Origin of the sequence: Sorangium sp. So ce1504, assembly GCF_051521635.1 — a bacterium.
Classification (GTDB): Bacteria; Myxococcota_A; Polyangia; order Polyangiales; family Polyangiaceae; genus Sorangium; species Sorangium cellulosum_B.
Genome location: NZ_CP150365.1, coordinates 807,255 through 831,608, shown reverse-complemented (window position 1 = coordinate 831,608; position 24,354 = coordinate 807,255). Strand labels below are relative to the sequence as shown.

Sequence of the window (24,354 nt, the reverse complement as noted above, 5' to 3'; positions counted from 1 at the left end):
GCGCCTTCTTCAATGCGTCTCCGTCACTCAGGCGCAGGTGCCGCGGAGTGAAACCGCACGTGGCCGCAGAAGCAACCCGACATTCGCGTCGAGACTGGAAGTCGCGGACGGATCCCGTCCAGCCGGAACGAGCGCACGGCACGCGGCCCGGCCTGGACAACCATCCTCGCGCACTGCCTCCCACCGTTCATCATCATTTTGCATTGCCGCATTCCTCCAGCTGCCGCTCATCTATGCGGCGCCCGCAGGCTGGCTGCACCGCGTCCCGGTCATCCACACGAAGCACGGCGTCCTGGAGGAGATGCAAGGCCGGCGATGGCTGCGCAGCGCCGCTTCCGCGTTCGTCAACGCCACGTCGCCGTATCGCGGCCGACCGCCGAGACCCTGGTCAGCCAGGGCCAGATCAGCGCCGAGAAGCTGCACGTCGTCCCGAGCGGCCTCGACCTGTCTCGGTTCGCGCCCGATCCGGTGGCCAGGGCCCGTGTCAGGGCCGAGCTCGGCATCTCGCAGCAGGCCTGGGTCCTCGGGAGCGTGGGGCGCCTCTCTGCCGTGAAGAACCACGCATTGCGCCTGCGCGCGGCCGCGCAGGCGCTGCCGGAGGACGGGCGACTGCTCCGGCGGGGACGACCACGGCGAGCGCCGCGGCGACTGCCATGATGAGGCCGCCCGTCGTGCTCCTTCGACTGCAGGTGAGCATCGCGCCCGATTCTACGCGGAAGGAGCGCGATGTCACCTGCGTTGTCACCGGATCCGGCGGTCCGTCCGGGGAGCCCTCCGCGATGACATCGAGCGCGCCTGTCGGCACAGAACGCAGAGGCGCATCGCCCACCTGGATCTGCCCGCTCGGGCGGGCCCCCCGGGAGGGGAGCTCCGCGCCCTCTCGTCGCGGCCGCGCATGCGTGCTCCGACGCGACATCGAGCGCGCGGCAAAAAGGGTCCCAATGCGCGGACCTCGCTCGTGTCCGATAACAGCGAGGAGGCATGATGAAGTCGCGATCGCTTATTTCAGTCCCAGCCGCGCTGCTGTTTCTCTGCGTCTCGATCCCCGAGGCCGCTGCGCAGGACAAGACACCGACCAAGCAAGAGAATTACAGTTACACGTTCACCGACGATCTGCTGGATGCCTCGAACAGCTCCGCGACCGGCGCCATGCTCCAGGTCCGACAGCCCGGGCGCCGCGACAGGCTGCTCCGGCCGAGGCTCCACTTCGTCCCGGAGATGCTGAAGTCGGTCGAAACGATGTGATGGGGAGCGCCGACTTCTCGACGGAGGAGGAGCCGACGAGGAAAGGATCGCACGGCGGTCGATCGGCCCCGCCCACGGGACGGAACGGGCACCGCGCCGAAGCTAGGCTCCGGTCGATTTCCGGCGCCGCTCGCGCACCTCGCCGAGCTTGAGCACGATCTCGTGCATCCTGCGTTGCTCACTCTCCACCATCTGCTCGAGCTCGCGCTGAAACCATAAGCCGAGCGTGCTCTCGATCGGGCGCGGGAGCCCCAGATCGCCCGGCTCCTCGGTCATCCACAGGAGCTGCAGCCCGGAGGCCTCCAGCTGGTTGCGCGCGTACTGCATCGCGAGTTGGATCGCCTGCACACCGTCGATCCCGTACACGCACTTGCTGCATCCGTCGTCCAGGCCCTCGAAGACGACGGGACACGCCCAGTCCACCCCAGGCGGGCTCACCTCGAACGGCCGTCCAATCTTCAAGATGATTTCTCGCCCAGGCTGACCTTCCACGCTGTAGCGACGCTCCGCGATCGGCGAATCCTTCTCATCCATGCGATGAGGCTAGTACGAGAACTCGACCGTGCAATACACGAGCCAGCCAAGGGAGCTGGCATGCACATTTTCCCAGCACCGGCGGCGCCTGTTCCGTGGCTGCGCTCGGCAGAACTCCTCCCTGGCTTCGTACGAAGCGAGCGCGAGCGTCTTGCAGAGCTCCAAGACGCCGCGTTCGCCTGCGAGCGATTCCGTGGAGGCGGTCGATTCGGCCTCGATCGCTCCTTCGGTCGTGGCGGCAGCGTCCGTCTCCTCGATTGAGGTAACCACGCACGCGGAGAGGCACACTGTCAGACCAGCGACCATGCACGTGCTTCGCATACCCCTTGCGCCCTGCGACATTCGCGCCAGCCTGCTACGCCTTCTCGGACAAAGGCCAAGGATTCCACGGAGCGCCTGCTGACGGCTTCGCAGCTGCCCCGAACCGCTTCGTCGCTGCCCATTTCGCCTCGCACTCCCGGCGCCGCCTCCTCGGGATCGCAAGATGTTCACGACAGACGTGAAGCATCCACACCCACCGGAATGGCCGCGGAGGCGATGCTCCCGACCGTAACGTCTCCGAGATGCACGGAGCGCGCGAGATTGTCGCAGCCATGGACGTCGGCTCCCCTGGCGACAGCGATCGCCGTAGGCACGGACCCGCGATGGACCGGGGCGATGACGGACGGAAGGATCGCCTCCTTTGCACCAGGAGCGCGGCATCCGCCTGCACGCGAGGGCTCGGCGGGGGAGCGGTGCGGAGCCGTGAGGTTCTGAGCCGACAATGCGGTGCTCAAGCTGCACCCACACCCAGGAGGATTGAGCTCAGAAGCGCTTGCGCTGCGTCCCGGTGTCCGTCGAGCGACGGTGAACCCGGGCGCCGCGTGGCTTAGACGAGCCCCCTGCTCATTGTCGCTCAGGAGATGCAGCACAGGCCAGTTGGCAGCGCATCGTCACAGGCTATGCTGCCGAGCTCGTAGAGTCTGTACGCTCGCGGCCTCTCCTGGGGCCGTGTCAGCGCGCTCCCCTGCCCTCGTCGAGGCTACGCGTCTCCGGAGCTCGGCAGCTCGGCCGGGGTCGGCGTGCGGGTCCGCCTCGCGGCGGCCGCGGCGGCGACGTTCTTCCGCATGAAGTCGACGACCGGCGCGAGCACGTCCATGACCTTCCGGTCGGTCTGCGCGTGCGTCTTGGCGATGCGGTAGGCGGCATAGAGCGTCTCGCGGAACTTGACGGCAGTATAGAGCGTCGAGTCGCCGAGCTCGCCGCCCACCGAAGAGAGGCTCGCCGCGACGTCGCTGAAGAGCAGGTGCTTCTCGATCCGCTCGCGGAGCAGCGCCGTCTCGAAGTGGTTCGGGTCCATACCTTCGTCCTGATCGGCCAGCGACTCGAACAGGGCCGGCTTCATGTCGACCACGTCGAGCACCTTGTGCAGCATCGCATGTTCGCCGTCACGCAGCCTCGGTGCGGTCTTCCGCTGCTCCTTGGTGAGCGTCACGAGGCCGGGGAAGAGCTCGTCGAGCTTCTCGACGAACTCGGTGGCGAGGGCCTTGGCCTTCCCGGCCCGCACTCGAAATTCGTCGAGCGGCATGTCTTCCCACGTGGTCCAAGTCGAATCCTTCTTTCGCGGTGCCATGGGTTCCTCCCTCTGATGATGGGGACAAGCTGGTGGGCTTAGCCGCCAGCAGCGAGGTTCGCAAGGCGGGTGGCCTCTAGAGCACGTTCTCGGCGGGCGCGCGGCGCTCTCGCTGGGTCGCGAGCAGGGCCTGCTCGTGGATCCTGGACGCCGGCACGACCCGAACCAGCGAGTCCACCGAGCGCGCGATGGTCGCCGTCACCAGTCGATAGTCGCCGTCACCAGTCGATGGTTGCCATCACCGGTCGATGGTCGCCATCGCCGGTCGATGATTGCCATCACCGGTCGATGGTCGCCATCATCGGTCCACTGTCAGCAAAAGCCGAGCGATGACCGCCAAAAGCCGAGCGATGACCGCCAAGAACCGAGCGATGACCGCCAAAAGCCGAGCGATGACCGCCAAGAACCGAGCGATGACCGCCAAGAACCGAGCGATGACCGCCAAGAACCGAGCGATGACCGCCAAGAACCGAGCGATGATCGCCCTGAGCCGCTCCCCGGCAGCCCTCTTCGCCTCGTACCCTCCGGATGCTGCTCCCACACGACCGCCGCCGAGTGGCGTACGCGTGGAGCAGTCCGGGTCGGGACCACGATACTCATCGCAGAAGTGCGAACGCCAGGGGCGACAGTCCCCGCCCGCGTGCGAGTGGCAAGCAGGTCGATAGGGCGGGACGTCGGCTGGGGTCCGCGATACGCTACCCATCGGGTCGAACAGGCGTGGGATACGCATTTGTTCGTATTGCGCACCTTTTCGATCCATGCTGAAAGTATCCCAAGGACATCATGATGGGCGGTCATACCCCCGCCGAGAACGCTACAAGTGCACGGTTCGACCCTCGCGTCTGGCAGCTCTGGGGAAAAGCCGACCCCACCCGTGCCCGCGAGGGAAGCCCGGATTGGCACCCTCTCCTGTGCCACGTGCTCGACGTTGTCGCGTGCGCCGAGCGCCTGCTGCTCCAGGTGCGTCCCGACCGGCTCGACGCGATGGCCGCAGCCCTCGCGCTACCGCGAGAGGCGGCGCTGCCATGGCTCCTGTTCTTCGTGGCGCTCCACGATCTCGGCAAGGCCACGCCGCCGTTCCAGGCCAAGGTCCCAGGGCGCGTGGTAGCGCTCCGCGCCCTGGGACTCGACTTCCCGGCGCGCGACGAGCCCCACGGCAGCCTCTCTACGGTCCTGGCGACGAAGGCGCTCGCCGATCACGGCGTGCCTCCCAGGCTCGCTCGCTGGGTCGCGCGCTCGGTCGGCGCTCATCACGGCGAGTTCGCCTCCCTCGAGAAGCTGGGCGAGCTCGAGCAGCAAAAGGGGGTCCTGCACCCGAGCTACGCGGGCAACACGGCGCTCTGGGCCCTGCTCCGCGCCCACCTGGTCCTCGCGCTCGCAGGCGCTTGCGGCATCGGCGCGTCGCTGCCGCGCCCCTCCCTCGCCCAGGGAGCCGCGATCCGGCACGCCTTCGTCGCCGACCTGGCCGGATTGACCACGGTGGCCGACTGGCTCGGCTCGAACGCCGACGTGTTCGTCTATGTCGAGCCGCCCACCTCTCCCGCCGATTACCTGACGCTCGCCCGGGATCGCGCGGTGCTCGCGCTCGACGTGGCCGGCTGGCGCCGCCCACCGCACCCTCCCGGCCGGACCTTCCGCGATCTCTTCGACAAGGATCCATGGCCGCTGCACGAGGCCGTCGAGGGGCTCCTCCCCGCGCTCCGCGGCCCATCGCTCGTCGTCATCGAGGCCCCGATGGGCGAGGGCAAGACCGAAGCGGCGCTCACGATCTTCGACGCTCTGGCGGCGCGCGGCGCGAGCGGTCTCTACTTCGCCCTCCCCACCCAGGCCACGAGCAACCAGATCTTCGGCCGGGTCGAGCGCTTCCTCCGCGCCGCATTCCCCGGCGAGACGCACGGCCTCCACCTCGTCCACGGCGACGCAGGCCTCTCCGAGCGCTACGACGGGCTCAAGGCGCGCGCCTTCGCCATGCGCTCCATCGATGGCGTCGCCCGAGGAGAGGGCGGCCCCGTCGCCGACGCGTGGTTCGCCCGGAGCAAGCGGGCGCTCCTCGCCCCGCTCGCGGTTGGCACGGTGGACCAGGCCCTCCTCGGCGTCCTCGGCGTCCGCCACGCCTTCCTCCGGTTGCACGGCCTTGCCGGCAAGGTCGTCGTCGTCGATGAGGTCCACGCCTACGACACCTACACGTCCGAGCTGCTCGACCGGCTGCTGTCGTGGCTCGGCGCGCTCGGCACCACCATCGTCCTCCTCTCCGCGACCCTCCCCGCGGCGCGCCGGGACGCGCTCGTGCGCGCCTTCGGAGCCGCGCCGACCGCCCCTGCGGCCTACCCGCGCATCACGGTCGCCACCGCGGACGCCTCCTCCAGCAGCACCTCGTTCCCGGCCCGCCGGGCGCCCATCCCTGTGTCGCTCGTGTGGCAGCCCGCACTGGCCCTCCCCGAGCGCCTCGCCGAGGCGCTCTCCGGCGGCGGATGCGCCGTGTGGATCGTGAACACCGTCCGCCGCGCTCAGCAGACGTACCTCGCCCTCCGCGCCCTCCGCGACCGCGGGCAGTTGCCGGCAGACCTCGATCTCGGCCTCCTCCACGCGCGCTTCCCCTTCGTCGCCCGCGCCACGCGCGAGCGGAAGGCAGAGGCGTCGTTCGGCCCCGGCGAGGCGAGCCGCCCGCGCGCGGCGATCCTCGTCGGGACGCAGGTCCTCGAGCAGAGCCTCGACCTCGACTTCGATCTCATGATCACCGAGCTCGCCCCGGTTGACCTCGTGCTCCAGCGCGCCGGCCGCCTGCACCGGCACACGCGCGAGCGACCGCGGCCCCCAGCCGTCCAGCGCCCCACCCTGTGGCTCGTTCGCCCCGAGGGTGACGAGCGCCCCGAAGGGCCGGCGTTCGGCACGAGCACCTTCCTCTACGCCGAGTCGATCCTCCTACGGAGCTGGCTCGCCTTGCGCGATCACACACAGGTCGTGCTGCCCACCGACATCGAGCCGCTCATCGAGTCCGTGTACGGAGGCGCCGCGCCGGCGGTCTCTGCCGAGCTGGCCGCGCGCCTCACACAGCTGGATCGCGAGAGCGAAGTGCAGGAGCGCGACGAAGGCGACAAGGCCCGCGCGATCGAGCTCGCCCCGCCGGACGCGAAGGATCCGTTCCACGACCTCGCGCGCCTGTTCGAGGACGAAGATCCGCGCATCCACCGATCCCTGCGCGCGAAGACACGGCTCGGCGAGCCCAGCGTCGAGGTCGTGCCGGTCATCGGCCGCCGCGGGCGGGTCGTGTTGGCCGGCGACCCGGGCGTGACGATCGACCTTGATAGCAAGGATCCACCGCCGCACCGCGCCGTCGTGGCCGCCGCGCGGCAGGCCGTGGGCATCACCCACCGCGGCGTGGTCGACGCGCTGCTCCGTGACCAGGCGCGGGGGCCCGCGTGCTTCGAGGCCAGCGGGCACCTCCGCTTCCATCGCGTCCTCCGCCTCGACGACGCCGGCCGCACGACGATCGCCGGCGTCTCCCTGGCGCTGGATCCGGAGCTCGGTCTCATCGTCGGCTCGCTCGATACCCCCGACAACGCCGCGCTCTAGGAGACCTCCGCATGCCGCCGCCCGAACGCCCCCGCTTCGATTTGACCCGAGAGCCCTGGATCCCTTGCGAGACGCTCGCCGGAGCACGCGTCGAGCTGGGGTTCGAGGAGGTTCTCGCACGCGCGCACGAACTCGCCTGCATCCACGACGAGTCGCCGCTCGCGACGGCCGTCATCTATCGGCTCTTGCTCGCGATCCTCCACCGAGCCGTCGACGGTCCGCGCTCGACCGACGCCTGGGAGGCCCTCTGGAACGAGCCGCGCTTCGACCCCGCCCGTGTGCGCGCGTACCTCGACCGCTTCCGCCACCGCTTCGACCTGTTCGATGCCGAGCGGCCGTTCCTGCAGGTGCCGCGGCTCGCAGAGGTGCTCTTCGCCGAGCGGCAAGGCAAGGAGGCCGAGAGGACGCCCGTGCGGCGCCTCGCGCTGGAGCGGTCCGGCTATTCGGGCTCGGTGCAACTGCTGGAGCACGGCGGAGACGACGCGGGGTTGACCCCTGCCGAGTCCGCGCGCGCGATGCTGGGGTTCCTGGGGTTCGGCCCGGGAGGCCGCATCCTGAACGACTCCGGCTACCCTAGGGCGTGCCCGCTGCGCCCGGGCGCGGTCGTGCTCGCCCGGGGAACGACGCTCCACCGCACCCTCCTGCTCAACCTGCTCATCCTCGAGCGGGACCGGCCGCTCCCGGGCGCAGGCGGCCCCGGCGACCTGCCGGCGTGGGAGCAGGATACGGCGGCCTCGCGCACGGCGCGCGCGGTGCGGGGCTGGCTCGACGCCCTCACGTGGCAGGCGCGCCGCGTGGAGCTGATCCCACACGCGACGGGAGCCGGGGCCGTCGTGCGCGACGTGGTCACGGGCGCGGGCCTCGAGCCCGAGGGCGACTGGATCGAGCCGATGCAGGCGCTCCTGGTCCGCGACGTGAAGCGCGGTGCGGAGCCGCTCCGGTTCGACCCCGGCCGGAGCCTATGGCGCGACGCGACCGCCCTCTTCGAAGCGGCGAGCGCGCGAGAGGAGCACCGTCGCCCGGCGGTCTGCTCGCAGATCGCGTGGCTCGTTGAGGAGGACATCCTCGAGCGAACCGCCGGGCTCGCGCTCGACCTCTACGGCCTGTCGAGCAGCCAGGCGGCGATCGAGCTCTGGCGCGCGGAGCGCGTGCCGCTGCCGGTCCGGCTCCTCACCGACGCGGGGCGGGTCGATGTCCTCCGGCAAGCCCTCCGCGCGGCCCACGATGCGGGGAGCGCGCTGCGGAGCAGCGCCTGGCGGCTGGCCAGCGCGGCGCTCGCGTCGGGCGAGCGGAGCCCGGACAAGAAGGACGTCGGGGCGCTCGTGGAGCGCCTCGCGACGGAGCCGCGTTACTGGAGCACGCTGGGCGCCGCGTTCGACGAGCTGGTCCGGCGGCTCGGAACGGACGAAGACGCGGAGGCGGCCCTGCGCTGGTGGAAAGAGGCCGCGCGCAAGGCCGCCTGGAGCGCACTCGACGGCGGGGCAAGCCAGCTCGGCACGACCTCCCGCGCCTTCCGGGCCCGCGCCCTCGCCGAGCGCACGCTCGGGTACGAGCTCGCCAAGCTGTCTCCCACGACCCCCTCCGCGCCGACCCAGGAAGGAGCCTCCGCATGACCGACGTCCGCAAAGCCGAGGACGATCACGTCGCTCGCTTCATCTCGCACCTCCGTAAGCTCGCCGACAACGAGGATCGAGGGGCCCTCGCCGCCCTCCGCAGGAGCCTCCAGGACCGCACCGGGATGGCCGCCGCCGCGTGCCCTCATGTCGATCCCTGGCTGCCGCGCAGCGAGGACCCCTACCGCGACCGCGCCTTCTTCCTCGTCGGCGCGCTGTTCGCGCTCCACCCCGATCCCGGCGGCGAGGGCGTGAGCCTCGGCCGCGCCTTCCGCGCGATCAACGCCGATCAGGAGGGCCCCGGGGCTGGGGACAACGATAGCTTGCGCCAGCGGTTCGTGGCGCTCCTCGACGCCGACGCCGAGGACCTGCCGAACCACCTCCGCCACGCCGTCTCGCTCGCGCGCAGCAAGGGGAAGCCCCTCGACTGGGAGCGCCTGCTCCGCGACGTGCTCGCGTGGCGCGGCGAGGCGCGCCGCGTCCAGCGCCGGCTGGCTCGGGAGTTCTGGAACACACGTCACGACGCCCTCGAATCCGAAGGAGAGATCTCTCGATGAAGCTCGAACTCCATATCTTGCAGAACTTCGCCCCATCGAATCTGAACCGCGACGACACCGGCTCGCCCAAGGACTGCGAGCTCGGCGGCGTGCGCCGCGCGCGCATCTCGAGCCAGTGCTACAAGCGCGCGATCCGCGAGGCGTTCAAAGCGCACGCGCTCCTCGACGGGGCGGAGCAGGCGACGCGCACGAAGCGCCTCGTCGAAGCCGTCGCCGAGCACGTGGTGGCGGCGAAGAAGGTCGATCCGGAGAGCGCGAAACGCGCGGTCGTCCGCGCGCTCGCCGGCGGTGGGCTGAAGGCGGAGGAGGGCGACACATGGAAGACGCAGTATCTCCTGTTCCTGCCCACGCGCACCATCGAGCGCCTCGCCGCGCTGATCGCCGAGAACCTGGCGGTGCTGGCGGCGTCACCGGCGGAGGCGGCCGCGGAGCCACCGGGGGACAAGGCGGCGAAGGGCAAGGGCGGCAAGTCCAAGAAGCAGGAGAAGTCCGAGGCGAAGGATCAGGTTCCTGGGGCGCTCCGCGAGCAGATCGAGGCGCTGCTCTCGGACGGCTCGCGCACGCCCGAGCTGGGGCTCTTCGGCCGGATGATCGCAGACCAGCCAGGGTGGAACGTCGATGCCGCTTGCCAGGTGGCTCATGCGATCTCGACCCACCGTGTCTCGATGGAGTTCGACTTCTACACGGCGATCGACGACCGCAGGCGCGACGACAGCTCGGGGAGCGACATGATGGGGACGATCCCCTTCAATTCCGCCTGTTTCTACCGCTACCTCGTCGTCGACGTGGACGACCTCGTCCGGAACCTGGGCGCGGACGAGGCCGCGAGGGCGCAGGCGAAGAAGACGCTGGCGGCGCTCCTGCGCGCGGCCGTCCTGGCGATCCCGAGCGGCAAGCAGAACTCGATGGCGGCGCACAACCCGCCGTCGTTCATCCTGACGGACGTGCGGGAGCGCGGGGCGCCGCGCTCGCTGGCGAACGCCTTCGTCAAGCCGGTGTGGCCCACGAGCGGCGAGAACGGCGATCTCGTCGCGGGGTCGATCGTGAAGCTCGGCGAGCTGCTCGCCGCGCTCGACGGCGTGTACGGGGCGGACGGGCGGAAGGATCTGTCGTTCTGCGTGGTCGATCCCGGCGACACGCTGGCAAAGACCTTCGGCGCGCAGGTGCCCTCGGCCCAGCGCCGCGCGTCGCTCCAGGCGCTGATCGACGCCGCGACCGCGGCGGCGTTCGGAGGCGCGGCGTGAAGAGCGTCCTGCTGCGCCTCGAAGGTCCGCTCCAGTCGTGGGGTACGCAGAGCCGCTTCCCCCACCGCGACACGGAGCGCGAGCCGTCGAAGAGCGGCGTGCTGGGCCTGGTCGGGGCGGCGCTCGGCATGCCGCGAGACGACGACGCGCGCCTCGCCGAGCTCGCCGCGGCGAGGATGGGCGTGCGCGTCGATCGCGAGGGCGGGATGCTCGTCGACTACCACACGGCGGGCGCGGGGCGCTTCGACGGGAAGGAGCACCGCGTCTACGGCACGAGCAACCCCGTCATCACGCGGCGCGCTTACCTGAGCGACGCGAGCTTCCTCGTGGCGCTCGGCTACGAGGACGACGCGCTCGCCGCGGCGATCGACGGCGCCCTCGAGTCGCCGCGGTGGCCGCTGTTCCTCGGGCGCCGCGCGTGTCCGCCATCCCTCGCCGTGCGCGCGGGCCTCGTCGCGGCGGAGCCCGAGGCCGCGCTCCGCGCCGCGCCTTGGCCGAGCCCGGCGGCGCCCATGGAACGGGTTCGCCTCGTCGTGGAGTGCGATCCGGACAAGGGGCACCCCCGGCAGGACCAGCCGCTGTCGTTCCGCCTCCACGCGCGGCACTTCGCGCGCCGCTTCGTCTGCACGACGTGGATCGAGCCCGGAGAGCTCGCGTTATCGCCCGAGGACACGCCGCAGACCTCGCTGGTCGCGCGGCGCCCCGAGCTGCGGACTCCCGCCCTCTGACTTGCAAAGGAGCCTCCGATGTACCTGTCCCGAGCCTTGCTGAACCCCATTTCGCGCGCCGTGCGCGCCGATATCGCCGATATCGAGGGTCTCCACCGCACGATCATGCGCGCGTTCCCCGACGACGCCGGGCCGCATCCGCGCAAGGCGCACGGCGTCCTCTTTCGCGTGGACGAGGCGGTCCAGCGCGGCCGGTTCGTCCTCCTGGTTCAGAGCGCGACGCGACCGGACTTCACGCGGCTGCCCAAGGACTACTTCCTGGATATCCAGGAGGATCTGGGCTTTACCGAGCCGAGCCCCATCGAGAACCCGGCGATCCGGGAGGTCGGCAGCGAGCGGGCGCGTATCGGAGCGGGGGATTTCTTCCGCTTCCGCCTGCGCGCCAATCCGACGCGCCGAATCGACACGAAGAGCGGCGACGACGGCAAGCGCCGCAATGGCAGGCGCGTGGAGCTGCGCGACGAGGCGTCGCGGATCGGCTGGCTGCGGCGCAAAGCGGAGGAAGGCGGCTTTGCGCTCTGCGGCGCGGAGGACGGCGCCGGGGCGGGCGGCGTGTCGGCGGTCGAGGAGCGGAAGCTCACCGGTCGTAAGTCGGGCGCGAGCGACGAGCGGCAGCACCTCACGCTGGCGCCGGTGCTGTTCGAGGGGCGGTTGCGGGTGACGGACGCGAGTCGGTTTCGCGAGGCGCTCGCGGCGGGTATTGGACCGGCGAAGGCGTACGGGTTCGGGCTGCTGTCGATAGCGCCAGCGCAGGGCTGAGGGGCGCCCGGCGGCAGGACGGTGGGGGGCGGGCGGGTGCGGGAATGACGTAGGAGATCCGATGATGGGTCGAGGGGGGAGCCTGCTCCGCGATCTGCAGCAGCTGCCGCGCTTCAGCGATGGCTGGACGTTTCTCGACACGGACAGGGTCCGCATCGAGCGAGACGCGGCGCGCGTCGACCCTGATGGCGCAGGTGGAGGCGTGGGCGAGCGCGAAGCGCCGGCGGAGGTGGTCGCCAGGATGTACCGGATGCGGTTCGCGGAGCGGTTCGATCCGGATCTGACTGTGTCATGCGGCGATCGTGTCGATGGGCTTCTCGTCGGCAGTGGGGTTCGTGCACACGGGCAAGATGCGGAGCTTCGCAAGATGCGGAGCTTCGTCTTATAACGTCGCCGACTTGTAGATGGTGGAGGTCACGGTGCCACTCGCGTTCAAGACGGCGGCGATGGGCGCGGGGTCGCTGGAGTCGAACGTGCGTCGCCTGTGCCGGAGCGCGTTCCACGAGGAGCCGCTGATCCAGAGGATCGTGCCGGCTATGCAGCGAGCCTTGAAGCTGAAGGGGAACGCGACGCTGCTCGTGACCCACGCGACGGGGATACGCCAGGGGCGCTGTGGGATCGGGTGAAGGGAGCGTTGCCGCGGGGAAGAACTTCGCGGAGGTCGAGGCGGCCGGGGAGGAGCGGGAGGGGCCTGAGGGGGGAGCGGGCGAGGGTGCGCCAGACCCGGACGGAGGTGTGCCATTCTGACCGTGCTGGTGGCCGAGCGGGCGTCGCCGTCGCTGCGGGGGCACATCACGCCGTGATGCTGAAGGTGCGGGCGGGGGTGTTCGCCGGGACGCTGTCGGCCCGGGTGCGCGAGCTCTTGTGGCAGGCGGTCTGCGCGCGTAATGAGAGCGGAGGATGTGTGTTGGTCCACGCGGCACAGAATGAGTAAGATTTGCCAGGCTGACGCACGGGGACACCAGCCGCACGGTCATTGACATCAAGGGACTTACGCTGGTCCGGAAGGCGTAAGTATACGAAAGGAGAAAGTGTCGTCCCCGCGCACGCGGGGGTGAACCGTGGTTGATCGAGCTTGGAGAACTGTCCGCCCTTACGTCGTCCCCGCGACGCGGGGGTGAACCGCGGTACCGGACCGAGATCCACGCGCGCGGGGTCGTCGTCCCCGCGCACGCGGGGGTGAACTGGCACGTGTGCCACGTCACGACGACGCGCGCACCGTCGTCTCCGCGCACGCAGGAGTGAACCGGCGAGTCGCTGCACGCTCTGGATCGGGCACACGGCGTCCCCGTGCACGCGGGGGTGAACCGGGCCAGGTCACCGTTAGGGCGGGACGATGAGCGTCGTGCCCGCGTACGCGGGGGTGAACCGACGACTCTCGGTGCCGATGCGCCTCGACCGATGTCGTCCCCGCCGGGGTGAACCGACAACTCTCGGGTGGGATCACCGGCATCACGTCGTCCCCGCGCGCGCGGGAGTGAACCGATCTCTGCGTATTGCACGAACCCGGGCGCGTCGTCGTCCCCGCGCACGGGGGGGTGAACCGGTGGGGTGGTACTCGAAGCGCTTCCCGGTCATGTCGTTCCCGCACACGCGGGGGTGAACCGAACGCGACCTGCTCCTTGCCGCCGCTCGGTTACGTCGTCCCCGCGCATGCGGGGTGAACCGGACGAAGCGATCGCGGAAGCGTACGGGGATGAGTCGTCCCCGCGCACGCGGGGGTGAACCGGTCCCAGCCTTGCCGTGATCGGCGAGCGCGGCGGTCGTCCCCGCGCACGCGGGGGTGAACCGTCTGCGCCGAGGTGCTCGAGCTTCATCTCGGCGTCGTCCCCGCGCACGCGGGGGTGAACCGACGCACGCGAGCATGGCCCGAGCGGCGCTCGGGTCGTCGCCGCACACGCGGGGGTGAACCGATCACCGTCTTGCCGCCGCCCGTCGGGACAACGTCGTCCTCGCGCACGCGAGGGTGAACCGCCAAAGCGGCGGAGAAGGCGGAGACTCAAAACAGTCGTCCCTGCGCACGCGGGGGTGAACCGGCGGCAGAGCTCATCAAACATTGGGCCGACATGTCGTCCCCGCACACGCGGGGGTGAACCGTGGACTGAAACCCATTTGGAGCTGGCCAATGGCGTCGTCCCGCGCACGCGGAGGTGAACCGTCGTGCTCGCTCTGCCGGTTCGGGCTGTAGGAGTCGTCCCCGCGCACGCGGGGGTGAACCGGAGAAGACGGGGAAGTCGTCGTTCGCGCGCGTCGTCCCCGCGCACGCGGGGGTAAACCGGAACGACGTAGACGATACACCGGCATCGTCCCCGCGCACGCGGGGTTGAACCGGTCGCCGAATGCGCCGTCATCGTCGGCGTCGCGTCGGCGTCGCGTCGTCCTCGCGCACGCGGGGTTGAACCGAGGATGGGCGTGTCGATGCAGACTGCCGTCGCCGTCGTCCCCGCGCACGCGAGGGTGAACCGACGACCCTCTCGGGCGCCATCACACGCCTCGCGTCGTCCCCGCGCACGCGGGGTGAACCGACGCCCACCATCGACAGCGCCACCGTGCGCGGCGTCGTCCCCGCGCACGTGGGGGTGAACCGAGCCTCGCGGCGAGGTCGGCGTGCTCGGGGGCGTCGTCCCCGAGCACGCGGGGGTGAACCGGAGGCTCTATGCCTCGCACTATCGATCCTGCCGGTCGTCCCCGCGCACGCGGGGGTGAACCGGACGCGCGCGACCTCAAGCAGTGCCGCTCGGTCGTCGTCCCCGCACACGCAGGGGTGAACCGGACATCCGCGACACGCTCCCCCAGGAGTTCCCGTCGTCCCCGCACACGCGGGGGTGAACCGCCACAACGCGGCCCGAGCCTAGCGCAAACGTACAGTCGTTCCCGCGCACGCGGGGGTGAACCGTCCGACCCTGTAGGCGCGAGGATTCGCGGATTGGTCGTCCCCGCGCACGTGGGGGTGAACGGCCACCATGCGCCCGGACTACGCCGCGACGCATGTCGTCCCCGCGCACGCGGGGGTGAACCGTACCCGAGCATCCCGACGTACCACGTGATGGGCTCGTCCCCGCGCACGCGGGGGTGAACCGCGCTGGCAGACCGTCTGCTGCCCAGCCGGGGAGTCGTCCCCGCGCACGCGGGGGTGAACCGAGCGCCGCCGGCTCCTCCCCACGGCACCACACGTCGTCCCCGCGCACGCGGGGGTGAACCGGTGGCGGTGGCGGCCGGCGCAGGTCACGGCGGGTCGCCCCCGCGCACGCGGGGGTGAACCGAGAAGGCCCCACGTGCTCGGAGTTCCTCCACGGGTCGTCCCCGCGCACGCGGAGGTGAACCGAAGCGCCCCAAGTTCAAGCTCCAGCTCTCGCCGTCGTCCCCGCGCACGCGGAGGTGAACCGTCCGTGAGCGTCGCGACGCGCCCGGTCGGAGACGTCGTCCCCGCGCACGCGGAGGTGAACCGTGGCGCGCCATGGGCACCTGGATCGCCGGGGTCCGTCGTCCCCGCGCACGCGGGGGCGAACCGTACAGGTCATCAGGAACGCGCATCGGCGTGCCGTCGTCCGCGCGCACGCGGGGGTGAACCGCAATGGTGTCCGGCGCACCCAAGCCGGCAGGAGTCGTCCCCGCGCACGCGGGGGTGAACCGTGCGTGGCGAGCGTCGCTGCCGATGCGCCAAGCGTCGTCCCCTCGCACGCGGGGGTGAACCGCGGGGCGGAGACGTGAGCGTAGCCTCGAAGTTTGAGGGGGCTCGGAGCACGAATTTTGAGGGATGCACTGCATCGCACATCACAAGCGGATGTTCAGACTTCGCGCCGGAAGTGCGTCGAGTCGCGCCGAACCCGGCTCGCCCGGCGCGATGCTCGCCGTCGGCCCCGCCGCGAAGCGCGGCAGGGCCGCCGTCCGAGCCCTCAAAAAACAAGCTCCTTGACATTCACGTTCCAGCGAATTCGTAGCGTCCCGCGAACTCGTGCTCTTGCTAGCGAGGTCGGGACGATCGACGAGGTGCGTCAATTATCGGGCGACCGTGCGGACGCACAGCGGTATGACGCGGAGCGTCCCTCAATCAATTTGGCGTTGACGGGGCGAAAGTCCCTCCATCCTTATGCTCACGCTCAGACGGACAGCATCGGGCCTCCTCGTCGTCCCCGCGCACGCGGGGGTGAACCGGTGACGCGCGGGTCCGCCACGCTCGGAGCTCCGTCATCCCCGCGCACGCGGGGGTGAACCGAGGTCGTAGATCAGGAACTCCTTGCCGTCCGGTCGTCCCGCGCACGCGGGGGTGAACCGTCAGGAGCTCCCAAGGAGGCGGTGACGGCGAAGTCGTCCCCGCGCACGCGGGGGAGAACCGTTTGCCGCCCGATGCGCCTCATCGGCCAGCGCGTCGTCCCCCGCGCACGCGGGAGTGAACCTGCGGCGCGGGGCCCCTCCAGCAGGAGAGCTCCGTCGTCCCCGCGCACGCGGGGGTGAACCGTTCACCGGCGGCACGGGCACCGCAGACGTCACGTCGCCCCCGCGCACGCGGGGGTGAACCGTCCGCGAGTCTCATCGAGACCAAGGACAAGACGTCGTCCCCGCGTACGCGGGGATGAACCGCGAGGCGTAGAGAAAGCGCGCCTTGTCGCACCGTCGTCCCCGCGCAGGCGGGGGTGAACCGTAGAGGCGCGGGGTGCCTCGCTCCCTCCTTGCATCGTCCCCGCGCACGCGGGGGTGAACCCGACCGCTGCTTTGCGCGCTGCGGCCACAGACCGTCGTCCCCGCGCACGCGGGGGTGAACCGATCAGGTAGAGCGAGACGGGGGCGCTGTGCTTGTCGTCCCCGCGCACGCGGGGGTGAACCGACGATCAAGATCCAGGAGACCGGCCGGCTCCACGTCGTCCGCGCGCGCGGGGGTGAACCGACGGTGGACGCGGAGATGCAGAAGACCGCCGACGTCGTCCCCGCGCACGCGGGGGTGAACCGCTCGTGTTCCGGAAGGCGTGGCTGTCGCTGCCGTCGTCCCCGCGCACGCGGGGGTGAACCGAAAACCTCTCGCGGATGACGAGCAACGTAGACGTCGTCCCCGCGCACGCGGGGGTGAACCGAACTCCAGATCTGAGTCGTCTCGTGATGTGATGTCGTCCCCGCGCACGCGGGGGTGAACCGTGGGCGGCCGAGATCGGCGCTTACATGGCGTAGTCGTCCCCGCGCACGCGGGGGTTAACCGAGCATGGTGCTGGAGTCGAGGTCCCGACCGGTGTCGTCCCCGCGCACGCGGGGGTGAACCGGCTGAGCGGCGCCGGCTCATCAACACGATCCTCGTCGTCCCCGCGCACGCGGGGGTGAACCGCCCACGAGCACGATCGTGCCCGGCCGGCACTCGTCGTCCCCGCGCACGCGGGGGTGAACCGCAGGTCGCGGGGATGCTCGACAGCGCGGCGGGGGTCGTCCCCGCGCACGCGGGGGTGAACCGCCCTAGCCGCTCGCCCGCTTCCGAGGTAGGCCGTCGTCCCCGCGCACGCGGGGGTGAACCGCATTCGCCGTCGTCGCCAGGGACCTTGCGAGTGTCGTCCCCGCGCACGCGGGGGTGAACCGCCGTGACGCCCGCCGACGTAGAGAACATGGCCGTCGTCCCCGCGCACGCGGGGGTGAACCGCCCTGCGCCTGCGGCCGGTGCGACGCCTACACGTCGTCCCCGCACACGCGGGGGTGAACCGCTCCCGGAAACCGCGGATGTGACGGCGGTCTCGTCGTCCCCGCGCACGCGGGGGTGAACCGCCCGCGACAGCGCCTGAGGCGCCTCCGGCCTAGTCGTCCCCGCGCACGCGGAGGTGAACCGGCCACGGACGCGGAGCGGGTCGCCGCAGGCAAGTCGTCCTCGCGCACGCGGGGGTGAACCGATGGCGGACACGTCCTCGGCGGCGGAGCGGATGTCGTCCCCGCGCACGCGGGGGTGAACCGGTCACCGTGGAGCCGTCCGACCTCCTGGATCCGTCGTCCCCGCGCACGCGGGGGTGAACCGCTCGCCCATTACGAATAAGCCAGGAACCGAGGTGTCGTCCCCGCGCACGCGGGGGTGAACCGCCGCTAGAAATCCTCGACAAGGACGCGCGCGAGTCGTCCCCGCGCACGCGGGGGTGAATCGTTCGTCTGCGTCCCATTGACTCTCATCGAGGACGTCGTCCCCGCGCACGCGGGGGTGAACCGAAGTCGCGCGCTTCCTTGCGCGCGCATCACGTCGTCCCCGCGCACGCGGGGGTGAACCGCGCTCGCAGGAGATGCTCCACCCTGCGGCCAACGTCGTCCCCGCGCACGCGGGGGTGAACCGTAGTGCTCGGCGTTCATGGTGCCGACGAACACGTCGTCCCCGCGCACGCGGGGGTGAACCGCTCCGATACCTGCTCTACGAGGAGGGGATCGTGTCGTCCCCGCGCACGCGGGGGTGAACCGTCCCCCCCCGGGCCGATGTCGCCCCGTCATCCAAGTCGTCCCCGCGCAGGCGGGGGTGAACCGTGGATGGTCAGCGCCTCCTCGTCCGCTGAGGCGTCGTCCCCGCGCGCGCGAGGGTGAACCGTCCTGGGCCGCCTTGATCGCCTTCGCCTCCACCGTCGTCCCCGCGCACGCGGGGGTGAACCGGACTTCCTTGGCCACGCGACCCCGGACGGTCTGGTCGTCCCCGCGCACGCGGGGGTGAACCGTGGACCCAGGTGATGCCGAGGGAGAACGTCGTGTCGTCCCCGCGCACGCGGGGGTGAACCGCACTACCGCGGCCCGCACGACGAGCTGATCGTCCGTCGTCCCCGCGCACGCGGGGGTGAACCGCCCTACCGCTGCACCGAGGAGGAGGCGCGCCTCGTCGCCCCCGCGCACGCGGTGGTGAACCCGCCTACGCGCGCCTGCCCGAGGACGGAGCCGACGTCGTCGCGCACGCGGGGGTGAACCGTGCCAGACGTCGCGCGCGCACTCCTCGGTCGTGTCGTCCCCGCGCACTCGGGGGTGAACCGATCGCCCGCCGGCTGAGCCTCCCGACCGCCGAGGTCGTCCCCGCGCACGCAGGAATGAACCGAAACGCACGGTGACCCTCAACACCGGCTGTACACGTCGTCCCCGCGCACGCGGGGGTGAACCGAGCCCCCACGAGCGCAGGCACAGGCCCCAGTCGTCGTCCCCGCGCACGCGGGGGTGAACCGACGGAGACGGGCGACCGGTGGCTGTACGACGCGTCGTCCCCGCGCACGCGGGGGTGAACCGCCTGAGATCCTCGTGCTCGGCGGGACGTGGACGTCGTCCCCGCGCACGCGGGGGTGAACCGACGTCGCGCACCTGGGGCGCCGTCACCGCCGTCGTCGTCCCCGCGCACGCGGGGGTGAACCGTGGGAGCGCCCCGTCGCGACGCTCACGCTCGCGTCGTCCCGGCGCACGCGGGGGTGAACCGAGGCGCACGCCGAAGGAACCGGCGTACTCGATGTCGTCCCCGCGCACACAGGGGTGAACTGAGCAGCGCCGTCAAGACAGAGGCCCCCGAGCGCCATAAAGAGCCTCGCCGCTCGTGGATCGCGTCGCAATCACGTTCGTCTGCGCGCGTGCTCAGAGTACGCTCCTTCCATGCGCGGTGAGCGAAAGCCTGGAGAGCCGTGGAATGTGCAGACCTTCTTCTCGGAGGCAGAAGCCCGGTCGGCGGCCGGTGCTGCGGGCCTCCGGAGCTTGTTCGACGAGGCAATGTCGCTGGCAGGCAACCTCGACGTCGTGTGGGGCAAGGGCAACATGGAGCCACGGTTCATCATCCGACAGGGTGGGAGCTCTGCTGGCGACCTCGTGAGCGGGTGGGCTAGCGGACAGGTCGGGGTTTACGTCGCAGCTCTCCGCGACATTGACGACGGGAAGCAGCGGCTCCTCGACAGACTCGCCGCTGCGCTCGGCGTCCCTGACTGGGTAGAGGCGAAGGAGCCCACCTTCGACGCCGAGCTCCTTGAACGCCGCGAGGTGGCAACGGCGATGCGTAACTTGCTCTTCAGGATGGCCGGACTCGACGGCTCAATGGAGGGGCACCGCTGGGCACTGTTCGCAAGCCCTGACACATACCGCGTCGAGGATGCCGTCCGGGACCGCGAGATAGACACGTGGACCACGGCTGGCCGCCCGATGAAAATCGGCGACCGCGTTCTGGTTTGGCGCGGGAAAGGTCGTGCTGGTCGGCGGGGCGTCGTCGCCTTCGGCGAAGTCGTCGAGGGCCCCCGTGGCATGCCGGATCACGAGAACCCGTACTGGGTGACGCCGCCCGGACCCGGCGACGTGGAAGACCGCGTCCGCGTCCGATATGTCACGCCGCCGCGCCTTCCACTCTGGTTCGACGAACACGAGGACGTGCTCTCCGGCCTGTCGATCGCCCGCGAACGTGGCGGCACGGTCTTCAATGTCACCCCCGAGCAGTGGGAGGCCGTCGTGGCTGCGACCGGCGGATGGCCTCAGCGAGCGCCCGTCCCAGAGGGAACACAGCTCGGCTCTGACTATTGCCCCGCCGACGAAACCAAGGTCCTCACCTCGCGCGCTCCCTTTGATGAAGTAGATTTCGAGAAGTTCGAACGCGGCAATTATGGACACGCGAAAACGCAGAACGCCCTCGCCGACTTCCTTTGGCGCCACGGCCTCCAGCCACGTTCGCCGTCCCCGAGCGAACCGGAGTACGACCTCGCCTGGGAAGTGGGTACCACGATCTTCGTGGCTGAGGTCAAAAGCATCACGGATGCGAACGAGGAACGGCAGCTCAGGCTCGGGCTCGGTCAAGTGCTTTGGTACGCGCATCTGCTCAGGGCCGGAGGGAGGACAATTGAACCTGTCCTCGTCGCAGAGCGGGAGCCGCAGGACCCGAGGTGGAGCGCGATGTGTCGGGCTCTCGGGGTCCGGCTCGTGTGGCCGGATGCGTTCGCAAGCGCGCTCGATCGGCGGAATGTGACCAGCCGATGATGACTGTTCACAGCTCGACTTGGTAGACGCCTCCGACGCTGGTCGACCTGGGGCGCCGCGCGCACGAACTCGACTTGATACGCCGCGCTTCGCCGGTTCGACCTTACAGGTCAGGGCTCTACGGCTCGGCCTTTCGGTCGCTGAGGAACAGCTCGATGTCGATCACGCGCGTGTCGGTGCAGGTCGAGGCGAGGCATTCGGAGGTGCAGAGCGAGCTCAAGGAGGCGTTCAACACGGCCCGCCAGGTGATGGCTTCCCGGCTCCGTGACGCACCTACGGCACCCAGCTCCCGACGCCACGGAGCGACACCAGCGCGCCGACCGGCGGCGACCTGTACGCGACCCCCACGCCATCCACCGAGAAATCGTTGCGCCGGAGCGGCACCAGCGCGGCGGCACCGACCTCGAACCCGAGCGGACCTGCCAGGCTCGCCAGCGACAGCTCGATCGGCACCGCCAGCCACGTCTTCTCGACGGCGTCGTTCCGCGTGAAGCCGCTCGCCGCCGCCTTCAGCCGGCCAGCGAGAACGCCGGAGCACACGTCGAAGCGCAGGACCCCAACGCCCGCGGCCGCGATGCAGGCGCGCACGGCGCCGCCGAGCATCGTCTCGCGGAGCTCGCCCGGCCCGAGCTCCAGCGTCTGCGGGACGAGCCAGAGCGCGCCGATCGCCGCTCGAAATCGCGCACCGCCGATGCCGAGCTCCGCGGAGAGCGCGGGCGCGAAGGGACGCACCACGCCGAACAGGCCGGCAGCGCCCGCCGCCAGCGTGAGCCGCGTGGCGCCACGTCCGGACGTCGGCGCCTCGCGCTCGCCGCCGCCGGCCCCCGCTGGCGCGGGCCGCGCGACCGGCGGCCGCTCCGCCGAGGCGCTGGGCGAAGACGCCGGCGCTGGAGGCGCGGGCGGCGGCGCGTCGCGCGCCTCGACCCCGGGCTCCTGCGGGGACGACGCCTCCCCGTCGGAGTCGAGCAGCAGCGCGAGCGTCACCGCGGTCGCCTGCTCGAGCCCGGCGCAGCTGCGGCTGCGATCGCGCAGCTCGCGCGCGTCGCTCCCGCTGCGGATGGACGCGCGGAAGCCGTCGGTATCCCGGGTGAAGTCGACGAGGTAGGAGCCGCTCGCCCCCGTCTCCGGCCGGCCGCGCAGCTGCTCGACCCGCTCGATGAGGCGCGCCGCGTCCGGGCAGCTCTCGGCGCCAGCGCCGCGCGTCACGCTCAGGAACGGCTCGGTCTGTGCCGTGGCGGTCCCCGAAGCCGCCAGCATCGCACCAAAAACCACGGGAAAAGCGCGACGCCTCCGCATCGGGACGACGCGAGGGTAGCCGCCGCGCGGTGCACGCGCATTTATTTGTGATCGTCTCGGCCCGGCGTCCCCACTAGGTGGCCGAGTGGTATCGTCCCTGCACAATTCCGCGCTCGATCTTGCGGCGTCTGCTCGTCTCGTTCGCTGACAGGTCACCGGGACGTTACGGCATGAGCACACCGGACCCCGAGTTTCGAGCCCTCTACGACGCGCACTTCAACTTCGTCTGGTGCTCGCTCAGGCGCCTCGGGGTGCGCGAGGCGGACGTGCTCGACCTGGCGCAGAAGGTGTTCTTGACCGCGCACTTCAAGCTCCCCGAGTTCGAGGGTCGATCGCTCCTCACGACATGGCTCTTCGGCATCTGCCAGCGTGTTGCGAGCGACTACCGGCGCTCCGCGCGGTTCCGGCGCGAGGTCACGACGGACGCCGCGGAGATGGACCTCTACGGCGGCGCTTCCGAGGAGCTCGCGCTGAGCGCGGAGTCGCGGCAGCGCGCGCAGGCGGCGGAGGCCATCTTGAACAAGCTGCCGGAGCCGCAGCGCCTCGTGTTCGTCCTGTTCGAGCTCGAGGAGAAGTCGGGCCAGGAGATCGCGGACCTGCTGGGCATTTCCGTGGGCACCGTGCGCTCGCGCCTCCGCCTGGCGCGCGAGACCTTCTCGCGAGAGGTCAAGCGCCTCGCGCTGGCACAGGACACGAGCCGAAAGGAGGCCGTGTGATGGGGGATCCTGAACGGCTGCTGAGCATCAAGAGCGGGGCGGACCCGCTCGAGCGGGAGCTCCTGGGAAGCGTGCGCCACGTGGGTCCGCCCGAGGGCGCGAAGGAGCGCGCATGGCGCGGCATCGCGGGCCAGCTGGCGGCGGGGACGGTCGTCGGTGCCACGGCCGGCTCCAGCGCCGCAACCACGAAGGCTGGAGTCGGTTCGCTGTTGCCGTCGGCGCTCTCGGTCAAGGCAGCGGCGGTGCTCGTGGGCGGCGGCCTGGTGCTCGGCGGAGGTTACTGGGCCCTCTCCTCCTCGGGTGAGGCGCCTGCGCCGCCCCGCGCGGCGGCCCCGGAGCGCGCGCCTGCGGAGGTGCCGCAGGCCCCTGTGACGCCTGTGGAGGAGCCCAAGGCACTTCCGGAGCCGCCGCTCAATATACCCACCGAGGTCGAGCCGACCCGGAGGCCGAGCGGACCGAAGCCGACGGAGACCGATCTTCTGCGCGCGGAGAGCGCCCTGCTCACGGAAGCGCGCGCCAAGCTGCGCTCCGGAGACGTGGCGGGAGCGACGGCGCTCCTCGAGCGCCTGCGCGCGCAGTTCCCGAATGGCGTGCTCCGGCAGGAGCGCGAGGTGCTCGCCATCGACGTGCTGGCCGCGCGCGGCAACGCACAGGAGGCGAAGCGGCGCGCTCAGGCCTTCGTCAAGCAGTATCCCAAGAGCCCCCACAGCGCGAAGCTAAGGCGGTTCCTGGATCAGCCGTGAAGCGCTGCTCGGCCGCCCGCATCATGGCGTTCGGCTGCCTTGCGGCCTCCGGGTGTGATGCGGAGATCACCTCGGTCGGAGCCTGGGCGCCGGTCGTTTCCGGATCGTCCTATATCGAGGCGGAGCTCGGAGAGCTGAGCGACGGCTTCACCGTGGGGGAAGACAGCCGCGCTTCCGAGGGCCGCTTCATCGCCCCCCCGGCCGGCGTGCCCTCGGACGACGCGCCGGGGATCGCGCGAGCTCGCTACCGCTTCGAGGCGCCGAGCGGGGCAGAATACGTGATCTGGGGGCGGATCCACGCTCCGGGCGCCCTCAACAACCGCTTCTGGTTCCAGGTGGACAGCGGCCCCTGGTACCTCTGGCGCATCAGCGTCGGCGACATCTGGTTCTGGGACGATCTCCACGACGACACGCGCTATGGCGAGCCGCTCCGCTTCCCCCTCTCGGCCGGAGCGCACGAGCTCGTCCTCGCGGACGCCGTCGAGGGCGTCCAGCTGGATCGGCTGTACTTCACGCCGGACGGCGACGAGCCTCCGGGCAACGACACGCCCTGCGATCCGCCGCATTCGATCGAGGTCGAAGGGGAATGCCTCCCGAGCTGCGGCGCCTTGAAGGGAACCGCGTGCGGCGACGTCCCGTGCGCCGGGCGCGAATTGCTCGAAGCCTACGATTGCGCGGTGTGCTGCAGCATCGAAGGACCGTGAGCCGGCGGCGCTCCCGCCATCGGGTCGGAGCTCGGCGACCGTAGACCCACCTCTTCGTACCAATCGAAACGTCTCCGCGCTTCGACGACGAAAAAGGTGATC

20 protein-coding genes and 4 CRISPR repeat arrays are annotated in these 24,354 nt (G+C 70.8%); of the genes, 15 read left to right on the top strand and 5 right to left on the bottom strand.

The features are described from left to right. The first annotated feature begins 198 nt into the window (after nt 1-198). Both WMF39_RS03115 and WMF39_RS03110 read left to right on the top strand, forming a co-directional pair. Nucleotides 199-657 carry a hypothetical protein gene (locus WMF39_RS03115; protein WP_437744064.1) on the top strand — a complete coding sequence of 153 codons (459 nt, stop codon included), beginning with the start codon at nt 199-201 and terminating at the stop codon, nt 655-657. Nucleotides 658-984: 327 nt separating this feature from the next. Then, nucleotides 985-1,245, top strand: coding sequence for a hypothetical protein (locus tag WMF39_RS03110; RefSeq protein ID WP_437744063.1), 261 nt, complete (start codon nt 985-987; stop codon nt 1,243-1,245). A 102-nt stretch (nt 1,246-1,347) separates the two neighbouring features. On the opposite strand, the gene WMF39_RS03105 is transcribed toward WMF39_RS03110, so the two are convergent. From WMF39_RS03105 to WMF39_RS03090, 4 genes are all read right to left on the bottom strand, one after another. Then, complete coding sequence (locus tag WMF39_RS03105) at nt 1,348-1,779, bottom strand: DUF6968 family protein (protein ID WP_437744062.1); 432 nt, start codon at nt 1,777-1,779, stop codon at nt 1,348-1,350. A gap of 1,021 nt (nt 1,780-2,800) precedes the next feature. Next, complete coding sequence (locus tag WMF39_RS03100; RefSeq protein WP_437744061.1) at nt 2,801-3,391, bottom strand: hypothetical protein; 591 nt, start codon at nt 3,389-3,391, stop codon at nt 2,801-2,803. A 76-nt stretch (nt 3,392-3,467) separates the two neighbouring features. Next, nucleotides 3,468-3,593 (bottom strand): hypothetical protein, encoded by a 126-nt coding sequence (locus WMF39_RS03095; protein ID WP_437744060.1) that lies wholly within the window; start codon nt 3,591-3,593, stop codon nt 3,468-3,470. Nucleotides 3,594-3,689: 96 nt separating this feature from the next. After that, nucleotides 3,690-3,932 (bottom strand): hypothetical protein, encoded by a 243-nt coding sequence (locus WMF39_RS03090; protein ID WP_437744059.1) that lies wholly within the window; start codon nt 3,930-3,932, stop codon nt 3,690-3,692. A 242-nt stretch (nt 3,933-4,174) separates the two neighbouring features. On the opposite strand from WMF39_RS03090, the gene cas3 reads away from it, so the two are divergent. The 10 genes from cas3 to WMF39_RS03040 all read left to right on the top strand — a co-directional run bounded on the left by cas3 (nt 4,175) and on the right by WMF39_RS03040 (nt 20,793). Next, nucleotides 4,175-6,964: a CRISPR-associated helicase Cas3' gene (gene cas3 / locus WMF39_RS03085; protein WP_437744058.1), complete on the top strand. Its 2,790-nt coding sequence runs from the start codon at nt 4,175-4,177 to the stop codon at nt 6,962-6,964. Between the two features lie 11 nt (nt 6,965-6,975). After that, nucleotides 6,976-8,577: a type I-E CRISPR-associated protein Cse1/CasA gene (gene casA, locus WMF39_RS03080; protein ID WP_437744057.1), complete on the top strand. Its 1,602-nt coding sequence runs from the start codon at nt 6,976-6,978 to the stop codon at nt 8,575-8,577. After that, nucleotides 8,574-9,134, top strand: coding sequence for a type I-E CRISPR-associated protein Cse2/CasB (gene casB, locus WMF39_RS03075; protein WP_437744056.1), 561 nt, complete (start codon nt 8,574-8,576; stop codon nt 9,132-9,134). Before casA ends, casB begins: the two co-directional genes overlap by 4 nt. Then, nucleotides 9,131-10,378 carry a type I-E CRISPR-associated protein Cas7/Cse4/CasC gene (gene cas7e, locus WMF39_RS03070; protein ID WP_437744055.1) on the top strand — a complete coding sequence of 416 codons (1,248 nt, stop codon included), beginning with the start codon at nt 9,131-9,133 and terminating at the stop codon, nt 10,376-10,378. Before casB ends, cas7e begins: the two co-directional genes overlap by 4 nt. Then, entirely contained in the window at nt 10,375-11,106 is a 732-nt protein-coding gene (cas5e, locus tag WMF39_RS03065; protein ID WP_437744054.1) for a type I-E CRISPR-associated protein Cas5/CasD, read from the top strand. The genes cas7e and cas5e overlap by 4 nt, the downstream gene beginning before the upstream one ends. An 18-nt stretch (nt 11,107-11,124) precedes the next feature. Beyond that, nucleotides 11,125-11,865, top strand: coding sequence for a type I-E CRISPR-associated protein Cas6/Cse3/CasE (gene cas6e / locus WMF39_RS03060; RefSeq protein ID WP_437744053.1), 741 nt, complete (start codon nt 11,125-11,127; stop codon nt 11,863-11,865). A gap of 61 nt (nt 11,866-11,926) precedes the next feature. Further along, nucleotides 11,927-12,253 (top strand): hypothetical protein, encoded by a 327-nt coding sequence (locus tag WMF39_RS03055; protein ID WP_437744052.1) that lies wholly within the window; start codon nt 11,927-11,929, stop codon nt 12,251-12,253. A 31-nt stretch (nt 12,254-12,284) separates the two neighbouring features. Further along, on the top strand, nt 12,285-12,491 hold the full coding sequence (locus tag WMF39_RS03050) for a hypothetical protein (protein ID WP_437744051.1): 207 nt from the start codon (nt 12,285-12,287) through the stop codon (nt 12,489-12,491). A 176-nt stretch (nt 12,492-12,667) separates the two neighbouring features. Then, nucleotides 12,668-12,799 carry a type I-E CRISPR-associated endoribonuclease Cas2 gene (locus WMF39_RS03045; RefSeq protein ID WP_437747941.1) on the top strand — a complete coding sequence of 44 codons (132 nt, stop codon included), beginning with the start codon at nt 12,668-12,670 and terminating at the stop codon, nt 12,797-12,799. Nucleotides 12,800-13,564: 765 nt separating this feature from the next. Then, nucleotides 13,565-13,962: direct repeats of the CRISPR family, unit length 29 nt; unit sequence GTCGTCCCCGCGCACGCGGGGGTGAACCG. Nucleotides 13,963-14,422: 460 nt separating this feature from the next. After that, a CRISPR array of direct repeats spans nt 14,423-15,560; the repeat unit is 29 nt; unit sequence GTCGTCCCCGCGCACGCGGGGGTGAACCG. Nucleotides 15,561-16,294: 734 nt separating this feature from the next. After that, nucleotides 16,295-16,690: a CRISPR direct-repeat array (repeat unit 29 nt; unit sequence GTCGTCCCCGCGCACGCGGGGGTGAACCG). Nucleotides 16,691-16,782: 92 nt separating this feature from the next. Then, nucleotides 16,783-19,325: a CRISPR direct-repeat array (repeat unit 29 nt; unit sequence GTCGTCCCCGCGCACGCGGGGGTGAACCG). 145 nt (nt 19,326-19,470) lie between these two features. Beyond that, nucleotides 19,471-20,793 carry an EVE domain-containing protein gene (locus WMF39_RS03040; RefSeq protein WP_437744050.1) on the top strand — a complete coding sequence of 441 codons (1,323 nt, stop codon included), beginning with the start codon at nt 19,471-19,473 and terminating at the stop codon, nt 20,791-20,793. 273 nt (nt 20,794-21,066) lie between these two features. Here WMF39_RS03040 and WMF39_RS03035 read toward each other — a convergent pair whose 3' ends face one another. After that, nucleotides 21,067-22,050: a hypothetical protein gene (locus tag WMF39_RS03035; protein ID WP_437744049.1), complete on the bottom strand. Its 984-nt coding sequence runs from the start codon at nt 22,048-22,050 to the stop codon at nt 21,067-21,069. 209 nt (nt 22,051-22,259) lie between these two features. On the opposite strand from WMF39_RS03035, the gene WMF39_RS03030 reads away from it, so the two are divergent. Genes WMF39_RS03030 through WMF39_RS03020 form a run of 3 tightly spaced genes read left to right on the top strand, consistent with a single transcriptional unit; the run spans nt 22,260 to nt 24,252 of the window. Beyond that, entirely contained in the window at nt 22,260-22,805 is a 546-nt protein-coding gene (locus WMF39_RS03030) for an RNA polymerase sigma factor (protein WP_437549309.1), read from the top strand. Next, nucleotides 22,805-23,548 (top strand): tetratricopeptide repeat protein, encoded by a 744-nt coding sequence (locus WMF39_RS03025; protein WP_437744048.1) that lies wholly within the window; start codon nt 22,805-22,807, stop codon nt 23,546-23,548. Before WMF39_RS03030 ends, WMF39_RS03025 begins: the two co-directional genes overlap by 1 nt. Next, nucleotides 23,545-24,252 (top strand): hypothetical protein, encoded by a 708-nt coding sequence (locus tag WMF39_RS03020; protein ID WP_437744047.1) that lies wholly within the window; start codon nt 23,545-23,547, stop codon nt 24,250-24,252. The genes WMF39_RS03025 and WMF39_RS03020 overlap by 4 nt, the downstream gene beginning before the upstream one ends. The last annotated feature ends 102 nt before the right edge of the window (nt 24,253-24,354 follow it).

Excerpts from the sequence above, each read along its gene's own strand:
- WMF39_RS03100 (WP_437744061.1), bottom strand. The coding sequence starts at position 3,391 with ATGGCACCGCGAAAGAAGGATTCGACTTGGACCACGTGGGAAGACATG.
- WMF39_RS03105 (WP_437744062.1), bottom strand. The coding sequence starts at position 1,779 with ATGGATGAGAAGGATTCGCCGATCGCGGAGCGTCGCTACAGCGTGGAA.
- casB (WP_437744056.1), top strand. The coding sequence starts at position 8,574 with ATGACCGACGTCCGCAAAGCCGAGGACGATCACGTCGCTCGCTTCATC.
- cas3 (WP_437744058.1), top strand. The coding sequence starts at position 4,175 with ATGATGGGCGGTCATACCCCCGCCGAGAACGCTACAAGTGCACGGTTC.
- WMF39_RS03035 (WP_437744049.1), bottom strand. The coding sequence starts at position 22,050 with ATGCTGGCGGCTTCGGGGACCGCCACGGCACAGACCGAGCCGTTCCTG.
- WMF39_RS03025 (WP_437744048.1), top strand. The coding sequence starts at position 22,805 with ATGGGGGATCCTGAACGGCTGCTGAGCATCAAGAGCGGGGCGGACCCG.
- WMF39_RS03055 (WP_437744052.1), top strand. The coding sequence starts at position 11,927 with ATGATGGGTCGAGGGGGGAGCCTGCTCCGCGATCTGCAGCAGCTGCCG.
- WMF39_RS03045 (WP_437747941.1), top strand. The coding sequence starts at position 12,668 with ATGCTGAAGGTGCGGGCGGGGGTGTTCGCCGGGACGCTGTCGGCCCGG.
- casA (WP_437744057.1), top strand. The coding sequence starts at position 6,976 with ATGCCGCCGCCCGAACGCCCCCGCTTCGATTTGACCCGAGAGCCCTGG.
- cas6e (WP_437744053.1), top strand. The coding sequence starts at position 11,125 with ATGTACCTGTCCCGAGCCTTGCTGAACCCCATTTCGCGCGCCGTGCGC.
- WMF39_RS03110 (WP_437744063.1), top strand. The coding sequence starts at position 985 with ATGAAGTCGCGATCGCTTATTTCAGTCCCAGCCGCGCTGCTGTTTCTC.
- cas7e (WP_437744055.1), top strand. The coding sequence starts at position 9,131 with ATGAAGCTCGAACTCCATATCTTGCAGAACTTCGCCCCATCGAATCTG.
- WMF39_RS03030 (WP_437549309.1), top strand. The coding sequence starts at position 22,260 with ATGAGCACACCGGACCCCGAGTTTCGAGCCCTCTACGACGCGCACTTC.